Origin of the sequence: Methylobacterium nodulans ORS 2060, from assembly GCF_000022085.1 — a bacterium.
GTDB classification, from domain to species: Bacteria; Pseudomonadota; Alphaproteobacteria; order Rhizobiales; family Beijerinckiaceae; genus Methylobacterium; species Methylobacterium nodulans.
The window spans coordinates 7,439,472-7,455,387 of sequence record NC_011894.1; the positions used below are offsets into that span (position 1 = coordinate 7,439,472).

General features: G+C 71.2%; 18 protein-coding genes and 1 tRNA gene. 8 read left to right on the forward strand and 11 right to left on the reverse strand.

Annotated elements, in window-relative coordinates; genetic code table 11:
- Positions 1-312: 312 nt before the first annotated feature.
- Genes MNOD_RS45855 through MNOD_RS34800 form a run of 3 tightly spaced genes read right to left on the reverse strand, consistent with a single transcriptional unit; the run spans position 313 to position 964 of the window.
- Positions 313-522, reverse strand: coding sequence for a hypothetical protein (locus tag MNOD_RS45855; RefSeq protein ID WP_015933649.1), 210 nt, complete (start codon positions 520-522; stop codon positions 313-315).
- Positions 522-710, reverse strand: a complete 189-nt coding sequence (locus tag MNOD_RS45860; protein ID WP_015933650.1) for a hypothetical protein — start codon at positions 708-710, stop codon at positions 522-524. Before MNOD_RS45860 ends, MNOD_RS45855 begins: the two co-directional genes overlap by 1 nt.
- Complete coding sequence (locus tag MNOD_RS34800; protein WP_015933651.1) at positions 707-964, reverse strand: hypothetical protein; 258 nt, start codon at positions 962-964, stop codon at positions 707-709. The genes MNOD_RS45860 and MNOD_RS34800 overlap by 4 nt, the downstream gene beginning before the upstream one ends.
- Positions 965-1,028: 64 nt before the next feature.
- On the opposite strand from MNOD_RS34800, the gene MNOD_RS50800 reads away from it, so the two are divergent.
- Genes MNOD_RS50800 through MNOD_RS34815 form a run of 3 tightly spaced genes read left to right on the forward strand, consistent with a single transcriptional unit; the run spans position 1,029 to position 2,549 of the window.
- Positions 1,029-1,283 (forward strand): hypothetical protein, encoded by a 255-nt coding sequence (locus MNOD_RS50800; RefSeq protein WP_015933652.1) that lies wholly within the window; start codon positions 1,029-1,031, stop codon positions 1,281-1,283.
- Positions 1,284-1,302: 19 nt separating this feature from the next.
- On the forward strand, positions 1,303-1,506 hold the full coding sequence (locus MNOD_RS34810; RefSeq protein ID WP_015933653.1) for a hypothetical protein: 204 nt from the start codon (positions 1,303-1,305) through the stop codon (positions 1,504-1,506).
- 8 nt (positions 1,507-1,514) lie between these two features.
- Positions 1,515-2,549, forward strand: coding sequence for a tyrosine-type recombinase/integrase (locus MNOD_RS34815; protein ID WP_015933654.1), 1,035 nt, complete (start codon positions 1,515-1,517; stop codon positions 2,547-2,549).
- Positions 2,550-2,574: 25 nt separating this feature from the next.
- On the opposite strand, the gene MNOD_RS34820 is transcribed toward MNOD_RS34815, so the two are convergent.
- Positions 2,575-2,659 (reverse strand) — tRNA-Leu (locus MNOD_RS34820).
- 59 nt (positions 2,660-2,718) lie between these two features.
- Positions 2,719-3,861: a ceramide glucosyltransferase gene (locus MNOD_RS34825; RefSeq protein ID WP_015933655.1), complete on the reverse strand. Its 1,143-nt coding sequence runs from the start codon at positions 3,859-3,861 to the stop codon at positions 2,719-2,721.
- Positions 3,862-4,040: 179 nt separating this feature from the next.
- On the opposite strand from MNOD_RS34825, the gene MNOD_RS34830 reads away from it, so the two are divergent.
- Positions 4,041-6,116, forward strand: coding sequence for a prolyl oligopeptidase family serine peptidase (locus MNOD_RS34830; protein ID WP_015933656.1), 2,076 nt, complete (start codon positions 4,041-4,043; stop codon positions 6,114-6,116).
- 438 nt (positions 6,117-6,554) lie between these two features.
- Here the strand turns inward: MNOD_RS34830 and MNOD_RS34835 are convergent, their stop codons facing one another.
- The 6 genes from MNOD_RS34835 to MNOD_RS34860 form a co-directional block, all read right to left on the reverse strand.
- Positions 6,555-6,788: a hypothetical protein gene (locus MNOD_RS34835; protein ID WP_043749959.1), complete on the reverse strand. Its 234-nt coding sequence runs from the start codon at positions 6,786-6,788 to the stop codon at positions 6,555-6,557.
- A 254-nt stretch (positions 6,789-7,042) separates the two neighbouring features.
- Positions 7,043-8,005: a GTPase Era gene (gene era, locus MNOD_RS34840; protein ID WP_015933657.1), complete on the reverse strand. Its 963-nt coding sequence runs from the start codon at positions 8,003-8,005 to the stop codon at positions 7,043-7,045.
- Between the two features lie 3 nt (positions 8,006-8,008).
- Complete coding sequence (rnc, locus tag MNOD_RS34845) at positions 8,009-8,743, reverse strand: ribonuclease III (protein WP_015933658.1); 735 nt, start codon at positions 8,741-8,743, stop codon at positions 8,009-8,011.
- Between the two features lie 11 nt (positions 8,744-8,754).
- The gene (gene lepB, locus MNOD_RS34850) at positions 8,755-9,546 is read right to left on the reverse strand and encodes a signal peptidase I (RefSeq protein WP_015933659.1); all 792 of its coding nucleotides are present in this window, start codon (positions 9,544-9,546) and stop codon (positions 8,755-8,757) included.
- 134 nt (positions 9,547-9,680) lie between these two features.
- A complete protein-coding gene (gene acpS, locus MNOD_RS34855; RefSeq protein ID WP_015933660.1) occupies positions 9,681-10,079 on the reverse strand; it encodes a holo-ACP synthase in 399 nt (132 codons plus the stop codon).
- The gene (locus MNOD_RS34860; RefSeq protein WP_015933661.1) at positions 10,076-10,834 is read right to left on the reverse strand and encodes a pyridoxine 5'-phosphate synthase; all 759 of its coding nucleotides are present in this window, start codon (positions 10,832-10,834) and stop codon (positions 10,076-10,078) included. Before MNOD_RS34860 ends, acpS begins: the two co-directional genes overlap by 4 nt.
- Positions 10,835-11,272: 438 nt before the next feature.
- Here MNOD_RS34860 and MNOD_RS49595 point away from each other — a divergent pair, with 438 nt between their 5' ends.
- The 4 genes from MNOD_RS49595 to MNOD_RS34880 all read left to right on the forward strand — a co-directional run bounded on the left by MNOD_RS49595 (position 11,273) and on the right by MNOD_RS34880 (position 15,747).
- Positions 11,273-11,962, forward strand: a complete 690-nt coding sequence (locus MNOD_RS49595; RefSeq protein ID WP_244424619.1) for a PRC-barrel domain-containing protein — start codon at positions 11,273-11,275, stop codon at positions 11,960-11,962.
- Positions 11,959-13,320 carry an MFS transporter gene (locus MNOD_RS34870; RefSeq protein WP_015933663.1) on the forward strand — a complete coding sequence of 454 codons (1,362 nt, stop codon included), beginning with the start codon at positions 11,959-11,961 and terminating at the stop codon, positions 13,318-13,320. Before MNOD_RS49595 ends, MNOD_RS34870 begins: the two co-directional genes overlap by 4 nt.
- Positions 13,321-13,556: 236 nt before the next feature.
- Complete coding sequence (locus MNOD_RS34875; RefSeq protein WP_015933664.1) at positions 13,557-15,320, forward strand: ABC transporter ATP-binding protein; 1,764 nt, start codon at positions 13,557-13,559, stop codon at positions 15,318-15,320.
- 214 nt (positions 15,321-15,534) lie between these two features.
- Complete coding sequence (locus tag MNOD_RS34880; protein ID WP_015933665.1) at positions 15,535-15,747, forward strand: hypothetical protein; 213 nt, start codon at positions 15,535-15,537, stop codon at positions 15,745-15,747.
- The last annotated feature ends 169 nt before the right edge of the window (positions 15,748-15,916 follow it).

The following is a 15,916-nucleotide window of genomic DNA, read 5'->3' on the forward strand; positions in this document are numbered from 1 at the left end:
GCTCCGGCTCGGCCTCGGCCGCGGCAAAGACGTCGGCGATCTTCTCCACCGTCCGGCCGGAGACGCCGGCCAGTCGGCCGATCTTGTCCCGCACCCGCCCCTTCCAGCCCGTCGACCCGCGGGAAATTTCCCCAGGGGTGCCGGCGCGCATGCGGGCGATCGCCGCTGCCCGCTCCTCGGGCTCGAGGGAGCGCCGGAGGGTTTCGATCTCGGCCGGAGACAGGCGAGCGGCACGCGGAGGCACGCGGAGAGCCCTTAGGAAAAGAGTCGGATTCCGAGTCTCGTCGGCGCGGGGGAGGCCGCGCCCCGCCGTCATGGCAGCGGCAGCTCGAGCTGGCGGCCGCCGTCCGGACGGATTCGGGCCGGTGGCCGCGCGACCGGCGGCGGGACCGGAGCCCGGGTCGGCAGATGCTCGGCGCAGAACCAGCGGCCGGCCTCGCTGTGCACGGTGGCGAGCTGCCCGCACAGGCAGCGGCAGACGATGGAGGGCGCCGGCGGGCGGCGATCGGGCGGGTGGCGCATCAGGCCTCCCCGTTCGGCGGGCGGGTGCGGCGCGGGCGCGCCGCGTCGAGGCAAGCGCGCGACAGCTTCGCGAGGCCCTCGGCCGCGAGAGTCGGCACCCAGGCGGCGCCCTTCAGCGCGGCGCCGAGGAGCTGGAGGCCCGTGCGCTGCAGGCCGTCGCACGGCGGCCGGGCGCCTCGCTCGGTCATGCCGGCCGCTCCCCCGCGCGCAGGCCGGGAATCCGCCAGCGGCGCCGCCTCTCGAGCTGCGCCTTTACGGCAGCGAGCTTGGCCTCGAGGCGACGTTGATCGGCCTCGGTGGCCGCGATCTGCAGCCACTCCGGCGGATCCCGCAGGCACGCCGCCAAAAATTCCGGGCCGTAGACACAGATCATCAGGAGCAGCGTCCGCCCGTTCGGCAGCGCCTCCCGCGACAGCCATTTCGTCGCGGTGTCGATCGGCACGCCAAGATCAGCCGCAACAAAGGTTGCCGTTTTTGCTGGATATCTGGCACGAAGCCACCGGACCATGCCGGAAGCATCGATTTATGAGAAGGGGCTCAACCGCGTCGGTGCGGGCCGGCTGCAGGCCATTGCTGACCTCCTCGAGGTTCCCGTCTCGACGCTTTACGGCGGCGACGGACACGCCGGCTCGGACGTGGTGGCGCTGCTCAACACCCCGCACGCGGCCGAGCTGCTGCAGCTCTTCGACGCCATGCCGGCCACGTACCGCGGCTCGCTCCTCACCATCGCCCGCGGCCTCTTGGGACCACGCGACACCTGATCAGAGGAGAGCCTGACCCATGTCGCGTCGCCAAGCGGTTGTCAGGCAAGCTGACATCGCCCGCACGATCCGCGCCATGCGTGATGCCGGCCTCACCGTCGTGCGAGTGGTCGTGCGGCCCGATGGTGTGGCGCTTGAGACGACCGAGGATCCTCCGTCCGCCGAGTCGATTGCGGCCGAGATTGATCCGGCGGATGGTCGGCACAGGGACATCATCCTGTGACCGTCGACATGCCCCGCTCGCGCCCGCCCCATCTCGTCCGTGAGGTCACGCGCCACGGCAGGCCCGTCTGGTACGTGCGAGTCGGCCAGGGCAAGCGGATCCGCATGCGTGAGCCCTATGGCTCGCCGGAGTTCTGGCGCGATTACCGCCTCGCGGTCGAGGGCACGCCGCCACCCGCTGGCAAGGGGCCGGCGCCCGGAACGCTGTCGTGGCTGCTCGCCAAGTACGTCGAGAGTGCGGAGTGGTCGGATTTCAGCGCGGCGACCCGCAAGCAGCGGCATGCGATCTACCGGGCGATCGAGAAGACGGCCGGCCATGAGCCCATCAAGCTCATCGACCGTCGTGCCATCCTGAACGGCCGCGACAGACGGCGCGATCGCCCGCACGCGGCGAACGTCTTCATCAAGGCGATGCGCGCCCTGTTTAGCTGGGCGGTGGATCGCGGCTACGTGGCGACGGATCCGACCGCCGGTGTGAAGATGCTCGCCGGCGAGAATGACGACGTCGGCTTTCACACGTGGACCGAGGAGGAGCTGGCGCGGTTCGAGGCACGCTGGCCCCTCGGCACCCGCGAGCGGCTCGCCTTCGACATCCTGCTCTACACCGGCCTGCGGCGCGGCGATGCCGTGCGCCTCGGCCGCCAGCACGTGAAGGGCGATGCCTTCTCGATCCGCACCGTGACGCGCCCGATTTTGCCGCAGCTCGCGGCGTCGATCGCCGCGACGAAGACCGGGGACCTTGCCTTCATCGTCAGGATGGACGGCCATCCCTTCGTGAAGGAGGGCTTCGGCAACTGGTTCCGGGAGGCCTGCCGGGCGGCCAAGGTCCCGGGCTCGGCCCATGGTCTGCGCAAGGCCGGCGCGCGCCGCGCGGCCGAGGCAGGGGCGACGGAGATGCAGCTCAATGCACTGTTCGGCTGGCGCCCGGGCAGTCGCGAGAGCGCCACGTACACGCGGACCGCGGACAATGCCCGCCTGGCCCGCGAGGCACCCGTTCTTCCCGCACCCTTGTCCAAGGTGCGGGATGCATCGGGAAATTCGTAGCTAATTCAGCGGCTTGAAAATTAGGTGGTGCCCGCAGAGGGAATCGAACCCCCACGCCTTTCGGCTGACGATTTTGAGTCGTCCGCGTCTACCAGTTCCGCCATGCGGGCACGTGCCCCGCTGTGCCGTGAGCGCCCGGCGGTGTCAATCCCGGGTCAGGCTGCCCGGGTCAGGCTGCGGTCGCGTCGGCGTCCAGGCGGGCCGCGGGCTTCGTGCGGATGTCCATGGCGTTGCCGCGCCAGACGATGTCGCGGGCGACCCAGGCGGCGAGCCAGACCGCAAGCAGCATGAGGTCGCGGGCGAGGCAGGCGGCGGGCCAGCGCCACGAGCGATGCCAGCCGTTCCGGGCGGCGAGCCCCCATTCGGCCCCGTACCATGCGGCACCGACCGCGCAGGCGGCGAGGAGGCCGGGCGCACCCCCGGCGGCGAGGAAGCCGGTGACGAGCGGGATCACCGCGCCGATGCCGATCTCGGGTGCGAAGAAGAGCGGGAAGGTCACGCGGCGCAGGCGCGCCCAGCGCAGCTGGCGGGCCCAGACCTCCGCGGCCCGGCGCCGCCCCAGCGGCTGCGGGAACGGCGCCCCGACGAGGTGGACGCGGCGGCCCGCCGCGCGCACGAGCTTCGTCGCCGCCGCATCCTCGGCGATCTCGGCGGCAAGCGCCCGGATCCCGCCCTGCGCCTCCAGGAACGGCCGGTGCCAGAGCATGCTCTTGCCCTGCGCGAAGCCGAGGCCGAGGCTCTCGCCCACATATTGCCAGCGCGCCTGGAGCGTGTTGAGGAAGGCGCATTCCACCTCGGCCCAGAAGCCCTGCGGCATTGCGCCGACCGGCGTCGAGCAGACGAGGCCGGTGTCCGGCCGCCACGCCGCGAAGAGCTGCTGCACGTAGTCGGTGGGCATCAGCACGTTCGAATCCGCCAGGATGATCCAGTCGTGCCGCGCCGCCTCCCAGCCGCGGATGCAGTTGTTGAGCTTGGGGTTCTCGCTCACCCGCTCGTCCCCGATGATCAGCCGGGACGGCACGGCCGGATGGGCGGCCATCAGCCGCCGCACCAGCGGGACGATCGGATCGCTCGCCCGGGCCACGCAGAAGATCAGCTCATAGGCCGGATAGTCGAGCCGGAAGCCCGAGGCCAGGGTCGCCTCGCTGTAGGGTTCGAGCCCGCAGAGAGGCCGCACGATCGTCACCGGCTCAGGGAGGAGCGCGGGGCCCCGGGCCTTGCGCCCGATCCGCCACAGCGCGATCGCGAGGCTGACGAGGTTGATCGCCGTCAAGCCGAGGCAGAGGGCGGCGGCGAGCCAGGAGCCGGTCATGCGAGGTCCCGTCGGCACGAAGGATGGTTCGCGCGCGGCAGGTGCCGGACGCCCGGCGTACAAACAGTCCGCGTGTTTCAGGCGTGTGACGGTGCGGCCCCGGCCCTGGACGGGCGCCGGCCGGCGGCTAGGTTCGGAGGGCTGCATCCTGCCCTGACGGAACCCGCCGAGGGAACACCATGACGCTTGAGCCCGATCCTCGCCCGACGCTCGCGGCCCCCGACGACGACCCCTATCTCTGGCTGGAGGAGATCGACGGCGCGCGGGCCCTGGCCTGGGTCGAAGCGCAGAACGCGGCGACGCTCGAAGCCTACGCGGACGGGCGTTTCGCCGCCGACCGGGACGGTCTCAAGGCCGCCCTCGACCGGCCCGACAAGATCCCGGGCATCACCCGCCGGGGCGGGCTCCTCTACAATCTCTGGCAGGATGCGGAGCATCCGCGCGGCCTGTGGCGGCGCACGACCCTCGACGCCTACCGCACCCCCGATCCTGCCTGGGAGGTGCTGCTCGACCTCGATGCCCTGGCGCAGGCCGAGGAGGAGGATTGGGTCTGGGCCGGCGCGGTGAGCCTGCCCGGCTCGCACGACCGGGCGCTCCTGAAGCTCTCGCGGGGCGGCGGCGACGCCACCGTGGTGCGGGAATTCGATCTCCCCTCCCGGAGCTTCGTGCCGGACGGCTTCGTGCTGCCGGAAGGCAAGAGCCATCCGGACTGGCTCGATCGCGATACGGTGCTGCTCTCCAGCCCCCTCGGCGAGGACATGGCGACGCTCTCCGGATACGCCCGCACCGTCCGGCTCTGGACCCGCGGCAGCGATCCGCTGACCGCTCCGGTCCTGTTCGCCGCGCCGCCCGAGAGCATGGCGGTCTTCGGCGCGCCCGACCGGGACGTCACGCCTGAGCGCCTCGTCTTCGTCGAGCGCACGGGCTTCTTCGACGCGATGATCCATTTGGGCGACCGCTCCGGGCCGAAGATCCGTCTCGATCTGCCGACGGATGCGGAGGCCCAGTGGCACGGAGGCTTCCTCGCGGTCCGGCTGCGCACGCCCTGGACAATCGGGGCGGCGACCCATCCGTCCGACACGGTGCTGGGGATCGGGCTCGAGGCCTTCCTGGCGGGTGACCGGGACTTCCGGGTGCTGTTCGAGCCCGGCCCGCGCCGGGCCCTGCAGGGCTTCTTCTGGTCGGGCCCCTACCTCGTCCTCTCGGTGCTCGACGACCTGCGCGCCGCCTTCCCGGTCTTCACGCCCGCCGAGGATTGGGCGCAGAGCGAGGTCGGGGGCCTGCCCGAACTCGGCATGGTGAATGTCTGGCCGCTCGATGGAGAGGAGGAGGAGACGAACGGCGATCTCCTGGCCGCCGCCAACGATCCGGTCACGCCCGCGACCCTGATGCTGACCCGCCCCGGCTCCGGCGCGCCTGCGGTCCTGCGGCAGGCCCCCGCCGCCTTCTCGGCGGAGGGGCTCGTGGTGACGCGCCACGAGGCGGTCTCGGTCGACGGCGAGCGCATCCCCTACGTCCAGGCGGGACCGCCCGGCGAGACCGGCGAGGCGCCGGTGCATCTCTCCGGCTATGGCGGCTTCCAGGTCTCCAATCTCGCGGGCTATTCGGTGGTGCTCGGGCGGCTGTGGCTGGAGAAGGGAGGCACCCGGGTGGTGGCGAACATCCGCGGCGGCGGCGAGTTCGGCACCCGCTGGCACGAGGCCGGGCGGCGCGAGGGCAAGGCCCTGTCGCACGACGACTTCGCGGCCGTCGCTGCCGACCTCGTCCGGCGGGGCGTGACGCGGCCCGGCCGGATCGCCGCGGAGGGCGGCTCGAACGGCGGCCTTCTCATTGCCAACATGCTCACCCGCTACCCCGAGCGCTTCGGCGCCCTCCTCTGCACCATCCCGCTCATCGACATGCGCCGCTATCACCGGCTCCTGGCCGGAGCGAGCTGGGTGGCGGAGTACGGCGATCCGGACAAGCCGGAGGACTGGGACTTCCTGCAGCACGTCTCCGCCTACCACGCCGCGGCGCCGGGCCGGCCCTACCCGCCGATCCTGATCGCAACCACGCGCCGGGACGACCGGGTCCATCCGGGGCATGCCCGCAAGATGGCTGCCAAGCTCCAGGCCATGGGCTATCCGGCGCGGTTCTACGAGCCGGAGGCCGGCGGCCATTCCTACGGCAAGAACAGCGCCGAGACCGCGACCTTCGCGGCCCTCTGCGCCGCCTTCCTGCGCCGGAGCATCGGCTGGGAGCCGGAGGTGGCCTAAAGCGGCTGATACCCGGAGCGGGCGCCCTGCCGCCTCAAGCGAACCTGACCTGCCTGGCAGCCGCCCCGCTCCCCATGCTGAGAGCGTGTGAATCTTTTGGCTTTTCGACCTTCTAGCGTCCGCTAAGTGATTGATTTTATTAGGATCAGAAAAGTCCAAAACCGAAAGATTCACAGCCTCTGAGGTGCAGGCGATCACAGATCGCACTGGTGATCGAAGATCGCGCGGGCGGCCTCGAAGCACGCCTGACCGCTCGTCCAAGATTCGGGTGGCCGGGATCACCGGTCAGGGGTGCGTGACGGCTGATGCCGGCCAGAGGGCCGGCTGCCGGTGCGATCTTCGATCGCCGCCACCTCAGCACGAGGGCCGGGATTGATCGCCACTGCCGGGAGCGTTCATTCAGCCGTCAGGGTCGGCAAGGTCGTTGATGTCATGCGTTCAGTGGGTGCGCCGCAAGGCGCTCAGGACGGTTTCGCGGCGCCAGCCGCCGCCCCGCGGGGCCGGGATGCCGCGCTCCGTCAGCGCACGCGCGATCCCGGCGATCGTGGTGATGCCCTCGGCCTGGATCTCGGCCAGGATCGGGGCGACGTCGCTCGCCCGCCGGTCGGCGAGCGCTTTCGTGACGGCCATCGCCTTGGCGGCCGAGGCTCTCCGGGTCCAGTTCAGGCTCATCACCACCTCATGATCTTTGCAGGATGAGGAGGGCGACGGCTCGGCAAACCGGTGATCGGGGCAGGACCGAACCGCCGCAGAGGCCGGAGGTCGAAACGTCTTGTCCGGCGCCCCGACCATCGGCGGATCCTGTTAACGACCCCTTAAAGGTCGAGCCGCCTGCGGGCGCATGCCGTCTTGCCGGTCCGGAGGACGCGCCGGACCCCGCTTCTCCCGGTCCTTCGATGAGGATTGACGCGCCGACGGACCAAGCATCAGCCGCGCGGGAATTCCAGGCCCATCTCGCGGTAGCGTTCCGGATCGTCGGCCCAGTTCTCCCGCACCTTCACGTACAGGAACAAATGGACGGGCGCCTCGGCCGCCTCCGCGATCTCGACGCGGGCCGCCTGCCCGATCGCCTTGATGGTCTGGCCGCCCTTGCCGAGCACGATCTTCCGCTGGCTCTCGCGCTCGACGAAGATCGTCTGCTCGATGCGCACCGACCCGTCAGGCCGCACCTGCCACTGGTCGGTCTCGACGGTCGAGGAATAGGGCAGCTCCTCGTGCAGCCGGTCGTAGATCTTCTCGCGGGTGATCTCGGCCGCGAGCATGCGCAGGGGCGCGTCCGAGACCTGATCCTCGGGGTAGAGCCAGGGGCCCGGCGGCATCAGCCCGGCCAGCACCCGGCGCAGATCGGCCACCCCGTCGCCGGTGAGCGCCGACACCATGAAGGTGTGGTCGAAGGGCAGCCGCGCATTGAGGGAGGCGGCGAGTTCGAGCAGCCGCTCGCGCGCGATCACGTCGATCTTGTTGAGAACGAGGATCTTGGGGCGGCGCAGCTCCGGCAGCCTGTCGAGCAGCGCATCCACCTCCGCATCCACGCCCTTGCGGGCGTCGATCAGCAGGCAGACCGCGTCCGCGTCCGCCGCCCCGCTCCAGGCCGAGGTCACCATGGCCCGGTCGAGCCGGCGCTTGGGCGCGAAGATGCCCGGCGTATCCACGAACACGATCTGCGCCGATCCCTCCATGGCGATGCCGCGCACCAGCGCCCGCGTCGTCTGCACCTTGCGGGAGACGATCGAGACCTTGCTGCCCACGAGGCTGTTGAGGAGGGTCGACTTGCCGGCATTCGGCACCCCGATCAGGGCGACGAAGCCCGCGCGGGTCTCAAGGGGCGGAGTGGGGTCCTGGGGTCCGGTGGAGTTTTGGGGTCGGGTGGGATCGTGTGTCTCGGCCATGGCTCATTCCGTACCCGCGGCCCCCTCGTCGCGCCAGACGCCCTCGCGCATGAGGAGCAGGCGGGCGGCCTCCTGCTCGGCGAGGCGCTTCGAGCCGCCGACGCCGACGCCCGGTGCGACGCCTAAGACGCGGGCCTCGATGCGGAAGATCGGCGCGTGGTCCGGGCCGGCGCGTTCCACCACCGCATAGGTCGGGGTCGGGAGGCCGAGCCCCTGGGCCCATTCCTGCAACGCCGATTTCGGGTCGCGGGTCCGCGTGCCCTCGACCTCGTTGCCGGCCGCGAAGGCGCGGTCGATCACGGTCTTGGCGGCCTCGTAGCCGGCATCGAGGAAGATCGCCCCGAGGATCGCCTCGCAGACATCGGCGAGGATCGCGGGGTTGCGCCGCCCGCCGCCGTACACCTCGCCCGCCCCGAGCTTGAGGTGCGGCCCGACGTCCCAGGCGGTGGCCACCGCCGCGCAGCTCTCGCGGCGCACGAGGCCCGACAGGCGCCGCGACAGATCGCCCTCGTCGGCCCCTGGCAGGGCGGCGAAGAGCCCGTCCGCCACCGCGAGGCCGAGCACCCGGTCGCCGAGGAACTCCAGGCGCTGGTAGCTCTCCGGGCCGGTCGCCGCGCTGACATGGGTCAGCGCCCGCACCAGCAGCTCCTGGTCGGCGAAGCGGTGGCCGATCTTCTCTTCGAGGGTCGAGAGGTCCGGCCGGTCGGCCCGGCGTTTTCCCCGGCGGGTTGCGCCCACGGCGCCCTCCGTCAGTGGATCGGGTTGAACAGGCGGCTCCAGCGCACGGTCCAGGGCCAGTTCCAGATCTGCCAGGCGGAGGAGCCCTCGTCGATCGAGAAGAAGATCACCTCCGCGCGCCCGACGAGGTTCTCGAAGGGCACGTAGCCGACGCTGCCGAGGTCGCGGGAATCCGTCGAGTTGTCGCGGTTGTCGCCCATCATGAAGAAGTGGCCGGGCGGCACCGTGTAGACATTGGTGTTGTCCCACAGCCCGCGGTCGCCGTCGCGCTCGATGATGCGGTGCGAGACGCCGTTCGGCAGGGTCTCGACGTATTGCGGCACCTGGGTCGGCTGACCGAACGCGTCGGTCGTGCTGTAATCGGCGATCTGCTCGCGCTTCACCGGCTTGCCGTTGATGTTGAGGATCCCGTTGATCATCTGGATCCGGTCACCCGGCAGCCCGATCACCCGCTTGATGTAGTCGGTCGCGTTGTCCTTGGGCAGCTTGAACACCACGATGTCGCCGCGCTTAGGTGCCGCGCCCCAGATCCGGCCGTGCATCTCGAAGGGCAGATACTCGCTCAAGGGCAGCGAGTATTTCGAGTAGCCGAGCGAGTATTTGGAGACGAAGAGATAGTCGCCGATCAGCAGGGTCGGCACCAGCGAGCCCGACGGGATGTTGAAGGGCTGGAACAGCAGGGTGCGCACCACGACCGCGATCAGCAGCGCCTGGAGTCCGACCTTCACGGTCTCCTTGATGGACTCCCACAGGCCCGCCTCCTTGGCCGGCTTGAGGTCGTGGTTGCTGCGGGCACGTTCCATGATCAATCGCCTCCGGCGGTCCGTCCTCTCGCCGTGGCGACCGCCGACGCGGGCGAGCAAGCCGCGGTGCCGGGCGGTCTAGACCAACGCTTGGCCGCCCGCAACGCGAGAGGTCCGCTGCGCCGTCCGGGTCTCTATTCCGGCAGGGCCTCGATCACCACGAAGGCTTGGGCGAGCGGCGGGTCGTCCGTGAGGGTGACGTGGACGAGCGCGCGGTGCCCGGCGGGGGTGATGGCGGCGAGCTGCGCGGCGGCTCCGCCGGTGAGCCGCAGGGTCGGGCGCCCGCTGGGGAGATTCACCACCTCCATGTCGCGCCAGAAGACCCCCTGCGCCATCCCGGTGCCGAGCGCCTTCGCGCAGGCTTCCTTGGCGGCGAAGCGCCGGGCATAGGACGGCGCCCGGGCGGCCCGGCGGTCGCTGCGGGCCCGCTCGCCCTCGGTGAAGACCCGGTGCGTGAAGCGGTCGCCGAACCGCTCGAGGGATCGGGTGATCCGCCGGATGTCGCAGAGATCGGAGCCGATCCCGATGATCACGCGGCTGCCCCGGCCCGGGCGGCATCCATGGCGGCCCGCATGGCGCGCACCGCCTCCGAGAAGCCCACGAACACCGATTCCGCCACGATGGCGTGGCCGATGTTGAGTTCCCGCAGTTGCGGCAGCGCGGCGACCGGCCCGACGCTGTCGAGCGTGAGCCCGTGCCCCGCATGGACCTCGAGGCCGAGCGCGGTGCCGTGCGCCGCGGCCCGGGCGATGCGGGCGAGCTCGCGCTGCGCCTCCTCCGCGTGGCCCGCCGCGACCGCCTCGCAATAGCGGCCGGTATGGAGTTCCACCACCGGCGCCTCCAGGCCGCGGGCCGCGTCCATGATGTGCACGTCGGGCTCGACGAAGAGCGAGACCCGGATGCCGGCCGCCGACAGGCGGGCCACCGCGGCGCGGACCGGCTCGCGGGCCGTGACGATGTCGAGGCCGCCCTCGGTGGTGCGCTCCTCGCGCCGCTCGGGCACGAGGCAGGCCGCGTGCGGCTTCAGGCGCACGGCGATCGCCACCATCTCGTCGGTGATCGCCATTTCCAGGTTGAGCGGCCGGTCGACCTCGCGCTTCAGCCGCTCCACGTCCTCGTCCCGGATGTGGCGGCGATCCTCGCGCAGATGCGCGGTGATGCCGTCCGCCCCCGCCGCGACGGCGATGCGGGCGGCGCGCAGGGGATCCGGCATGACGCCCCCGCGGGCGTTCCGGAGCGTGGCGATGTGGTCGATGTTGACGCCGAGGCGAAGCGGTGACGCGGACATCGGTCGAAGACTCCCGGGATGGGCGCGGTGTAGCGGAGCGCGGGCGGCAGGGCCAGCGGCGTCCCTTGTGCGTTTCGCCGCTTCCCCGCCCGGAATCCCGCCCGACGCGCCTGGACACCTCGCCGGGGCGCCCGCAAGGTTGGTCACGCGGTGGCGGGATTAGGCGGCCGTGCCGGCCGTCACCCGCTCGCGAGGATCCACGATGAGGCTCGGCCGGCCGCAGGCCCGCCCCGGAGACGCACCACCATGTCTGTTCGACGGCCCGCCCGCGGCGGTCGCCCGACGGCCCGGCCGCCCCGGCCGGCCCATGCCCACAACCATGCCCACAACTTCGCCGCGATGGCCGGCTATCCCTGTGCATTCCGCGCCGCGCCGGAACCTGCCGGATTCGCCGCGGTTGGCGATCGGATGGTGATGCGAGCGAGACGAGGAGACACAGTGGTCACGATCCTGCGGCTGGCCGTCACGGCCCTCGCGAGCCTCTGGGCCGTCGCGGCGGTCGGGCAGACCGGATCGGTGCCGCCCTCATCGCCGCCCGCCGCGAAGTCCCAGGACGTGCCCGCGGGCGCGCCGCCCTCAGCAGGTGCGCCGCCTTCGGCGCCGCAGGCTCCGCCTCCCGCCTCGCAATCGGTTCCGCCCGCCGCACAGCCGGCCCCGCCGGCCGGGCAGTCCGCCCCGCCGGCTCCGCCGGCTGCCGTGCAGGCTCCGGCCCCCGCCCCGGCAATGCCGCCGGGCACGCCCGCGACCGTGCTCGACACCCAGGATTACGACGGCGTGCTCGGCAAGCCGGTGCGCAGCGCCGCGGGCGAGGATATGGGCCGCATCATCGACATCATCGTGGATAAGGAAGGCCGGCCGCGGGCCGCGATCATCGATTTCGGCGGCTTCCTCGGCGTCGGCTCGCGCAAGATCGCGGTCGACTGGCGTGCCCTGCACTTCTCGGCCGACAACAAGCCCGGCCGCGCCGTGCTCCAGCTCAACCGCAACCAAGTGCGGGTGTCCCCCGAATACAAGCCCGGCGACCCGATCGTGGTGCTGGGGCCGGCCTCGCCGGCCCAGGGACCGGCCTCCGCGCCGCCCGCCACCGACCCCGAGCAGGCCGCCGCGCGCAACCCGCCCGAGAAATGACGCCGGCCCGCCACTCTCAGCGCCGCTCCCTGGCCCACCGCGAGGTCCCCCGCTACGACGCGCGCCCGGACGCGTCGCGCGAGCGTGCGACGGCAGAGCCCCCGCGCGAGCGGACCGCGGCCCTGCCGCCGCAGCCCGCCAAGCGCCGCGAGAAGCCGGAGCCGTCGCAGGCGAGCACCCGCGGCCTCGATGCCTTCGCGTTCTTCGTCGCCAATCTGCAGACCGGCTTCGGCCCCTTCGTCGCCGTCCACTTCACCGCTCATCAGTGGACGCAGGCCGATATCGGCCTCGTCCTCACCATCGGCGGCCTGTTCAGCCTGCTCGGGCAGGTGCCGGGCGGCGCCTTCGTGGATTGGGTGCGCTCGAAGCGCCTCGTCGCCGCCCTCTCGGTCGCGATCATCGGCGCCAGCGCGGCGGGGCTCGGCCTGTGGCCGAGCTTCCTGATCGCCGCGCTCGCGATGGCGGCCCATTCGCTGGCGAGCTGCACGCTCACCCCCGCCATCGCGGCGATCAGCCTCGGGCTCACCGGCCATGCCCGCCTCGGCGAGCGGCTCGGCCGCAACGCCCGCTTCTCCTCGATCGGCAACGCGCTCGCGGCGGCCGGCATGGGCGCCTGCGGCTACTATCTGTCGAACGCGGCAGTGTTCTACGTCACGGCGGCCCTGGTGGCCCCGACGCTTGTGGCCCTCTGGTTCATCCGCGCGAACGAGATCGGCGTGGTGCGCCCTCAAGGTCGCGACGGCGGGCCGCCGCCGAGCGGCTGGGCGGGCCTCAGGCTGCTCGTCACCAACCGGGCGCTGCTGTGCTTAGGCGCCTGCATCCTCCTGTTCTACGTCGCCAATGCGGCGATGCTGCCCCTCGTCGGCAGCGTCCTCACCATGCGCGCGAGCCAGACCGCCACGGTGCTGATCGCTGCCTGCATCATGGCGCCGCAGATCGTCATGGCGCTGATCGCGCCCGCGGTCGGGCGGGCCGCCCAGACCTACGGCCGGCGGCCGCTCCTGATCCTGGGCTTCGCCGCCCTGCCCCTGCGCGGCCTCCTCATCGCCTACACGCAGGAACCTGAGCTCCTGGTGCTGATCCAGGTGCTCGACGGCGTCTCGGCGGCGGTGATCGGCGTGATGGTACCGCTCGTGGTGGCGGATGCGACCCGCGGCACCGGCCGCTTCAACCTCGCGCTCGGGGCGATCGGCACCGGCATGGGAATCGGGGCGGCGATCAGCACCACGCTCTCGGGCTACATGGCCGACCATCTGGGGACCAACGCCGCCTTCCTGGGGCTCGCCGCGGTCGCGGCCTTCGCGTTCGTGGCCCTCGTGCTGGTGATGCCGGAAACGCGGCGGGGGCGTGGCGGATGAGCCACAGGCCGGCATCGGTATGCTGCTCTGCCGCACGAGGCTGCCGCATTGCAGCATGCCCGCTCAACTCCTGTTCATGTAGGCTCGCTATAAAACCACGCGGCCGACCTATTTTGCCTGCAACATAAGGCGACGCTTCCGCGTTGCGGCTTTGGCGGGTATTCCGGGCTTCCCGGACATCCGTTCCGTCCCACGACCGGCCGCACGCGGGCGAAGAACCGGGATCGATCGTCACGATGGATGACCTCTGCGCCTACGCTGAACGGCCCTGGGCTTTCGTGGCCCGCTACCTGCGCCGCCGCGTGCTCCCGCACGCGGCCATCGTCCTGGCGGTGCTGGGTGCCGTCGCCTGCTCGGTCAGCACGCAGTACGGGCTCAAGAGCGTGGTCGACGCTCTCGGCAAGGGTCCGCAATCCGGGGAGATCTGGGGGGCGCTCACCCTCCTGATCGTCTTCATCGGCGCCGACAACATGCTCTGGCGCGTCGCGAGCCTGATCGCGAGCTTCACCTTCGTGGCGGTGACCGGCGACATCCGCCGCGACCTGTTCCGGCACCTGACCGGCCATTCGCCCTCCTACTTCGCCGACCGGCAGCCCGGAACGCTGGCGAGCCGCATCACGGCGACCTCGAACGCGATCTTCACCGCCGAGAACATGTTCGTCTGGAACGTGATGCCGCCCTGCGCGGCGGCCTTCGGCGCCATCCTGTATGTCGGCGCGGTCAGCCTCCCGATGGCGGTGGGCCTGCTGGTGATCTGCGGCGGCGTCGTGGTGCTGATGTTCCGCATCGCCGCGGCCGGCAAGCCGCTCCACCACGACTTCGCCGAGAAGGCCGCCGCCGTCGATGGCGAGATGGTCGACCTCGTGAGCAACATGCCGCTCGTGCGCGCCTTCTCGGCCTTCAAGCGCGAATATGTGCGCTTCGACGGCACCATCGGCGTCGAGATGACGGCGCGCCGCCGCAGCCTGCTCTATCTCGAGAAGCTGCGCGTCATGCACGCCATCATCACGGTGGTGGCGGTGCTGGGCCTGCTCTACTGGGCGGTGCGGATGTGGGAGGTGGGCGCCGCGACGGCGGGTCAGGTGGTGCTCGTCTGCACGCTCGGCCTCACCATCCTGGCCGCGACCCGCGACCTCGCGGTGGCTCTCGTCGACGTCACCCAGCACACGGCACGGCTCTCGGAAGCCTTGCGCACACTGCTGCAGCCCCACGACCTGCGCGACCACCCGGAGGCGAAGCCCCTCGTCGGCGAGGGCGCGCGGCTCGATTTCGAGCGCGTCGCCTTCAGCTACCCGGACGGGCGCGAGGTGTTCAGGGAGTTCAACCTCGCCATCGAGCCCGGCCAGCGGGTCGGGCTTGTCGGGCGCTCGGGCGGCGGCAAGTCGACGCTCTTCACCCTGCTGCAGCGCTTCTACGACCCGCAGGGCGGCCGCATCCTCATCGACGGCCAGGATATCGGCCGGGTGACGCAGGAATCCTTGCGCGAGGCGATCACCGTCGTGCCGCAGGACATCTCGCTGTTCCACCGCTCGCTGCGCGAGAACATCCGCTACGGCCGGCCCGACGCCACCGACGAGGAGGTCTGGGCCGCCGCCGAGGCGGCGCGCTGCACGGAGTTCATCAACGACCTGCCGCAGGGCTTCGACACCATCGTGGGCGACCGCGGCGTGAAGCTCTCGGGCGGCCAGCGCCAGCGCATCGCGGTGGCCCGCGCGATCCTGAAGGATTCGCCGATCCTGCTCCTCGACGAGGCGACCTCGGCCCTCGACACCGAATCCGAGGAGGCGATCCGCGAGGCGCTCGGCAACCTGATGAAGGGCCGCACCGTCATCGCCATCGCGCATCGGCTGTCGACGCTGAAGGATTTCGACCGGATCGTGGTGCTGGACGGCGGGCAGGTGATCCAGGACGGCTCGCCCGAGCGCCTCGTCCATCTCGACGGCTTCTACCGCGATCTCATCCAGCGCGAGACGCTCAAGCTGTCGCGCGAGGCGGCCTAGAATCTGTCCCGGAGAAGGGGATGCCGGTCCCCGGCACCTTTTCGCCGTCCGAACATCCGATCCACCGATGCCTGAGAATCTGTCGGGCGCTTCTCGAAGCGCCCGACAGATTCTCGTTCGACCCGTGGTGAGGTGAGTGTCGGAGCGGGCGCGGGAACCCACCGCGCTCGGCGACGGTTGTCTGGAGGGATTCCAAACGCGCGAGGAGACGAGCATGGCGAGCACCGAAACCGGCATGGCTTGCCGCACCTGCCGCTACTACGACACGCACAAGCTCAATACCGGCCGCCCGCAGGGCGACGAGGGCCTGTGCCGCTTCAATCCGCCCGTGAGCCAGCCCGAGCCGCAGGGGCACGGCCTGTGGCCCGTCGTCTCGGCCTCCGACTGGTGCGGCCATTACTCGCCCGAGATGATGGCCGGCGAGTAGGCCACCCGTCCGATCCACTTCCCCGAAGGGCCGCCTCGCGCGGCCCTTCGCGCGTCCGGAACCCCCCTCGCCGAGGGGACATTGGCGAGCGTCCCCCCGCAACGGAACACGGCGAGGCGCATGCCGGACGATTTCATACGGTTTCCGGTTGATTCCTTCCGAGACGAGT

Excerpts from the sequence above, each read along its gene's own strand:
- MNOD_RS45855 (WP_015933649.1), bottom strand. The coding sequence starts at position 522 with ATGCGCCACCCGCCCGATCGCCGCCCGCCGGCGCCCTCCATCGTCTGC.
- MNOD_RS45860 (WP_015933650.1), bottom strand. The coding sequence starts at position 710 with ATGACCGAGCGAGGCGCCCGGCCGCCGTGCGACGGCCTGCAGCGCACG.
- MNOD_RS50800 (WP_015933652.1), top strand. The coding sequence starts at position 1,029 with ATGCCGGAAGCATCGATTTATGAGAAGGGGCTCAACCGCGTCGGTGCG.
- MNOD_RS34810 (WP_015933653.1), top strand. The coding sequence starts at position 1,303 with ATGTCGCGTCGCCAAGCGGTTGTCAGGCAAGCTGACATCGCCCGCACG.
- MNOD_RS34815 (WP_015933654.1), top strand. The coding sequence starts at position 1,515 with ATGCCCCGCTCGCGCCCGCCCCATCTCGTCCGTGAGGTCACGCGCCAC.
- MNOD_RS34825 (WP_015933655.1), bottom strand. The coding sequence starts at position 3,861 with ATGACCGGCTCCTGGCTCGCCGCCGCCCTCTGCCTCGGCTTGACGGCG.
- MNOD_RS34830 (WP_015933656.1), top strand. The coding sequence starts at position 4,041 with ATGACGCTTGAGCCCGATCCTCGCCCGACGCTCGCGGCCCCCGACGAC.
- MNOD_RS34835 (WP_043749959.1), bottom strand. The coding sequence starts at position 6,788 with ATGAGCCTGAACTGGACCCGGAGAGCCTCGGCCGCCAAGGCGATGGCC.
- era (WP_015933657.1), bottom strand. The coding sequence starts at position 8,005 with ATGGCCGAGACACACGATCCCACCCGACCCCAAAACTCCACCGGACCC.
- lepB (WP_015933659.1), bottom strand. The coding sequence starts at position 9,546 with ATGGAACGTGCCCGCAGCAACCACGACCTCAAGCCGGCCAAGGAGGCG.
- MNOD_RS34860 (WP_015933661.1), bottom strand. The coding sequence starts at position 10,834 with ATGTCCGCGTCACCGCTTCGCCTCGGCGTCAACATCGACCACATCGCC.
- MNOD_RS34870 (WP_015933663.1), top strand. The coding sequence starts at position 11,959 with ATGACGCCGGCCCGCCACTCTCAGCGCCGCTCCCTGGCCCACCGCGAG.
- MNOD_RS34875 (WP_015933664.1), top strand. The coding sequence starts at position 13,557 with ATGGATGACCTCTGCGCCTACGCTGAACGGCCCTGGGCTTTCGTGGCC.
- MNOD_RS34880 (WP_015933665.1), top strand. The coding sequence starts at position 15,535 with ATGGCGAGCACCGAAACCGGCATGGCTTGCCGCACCTGCCGCTACTAC.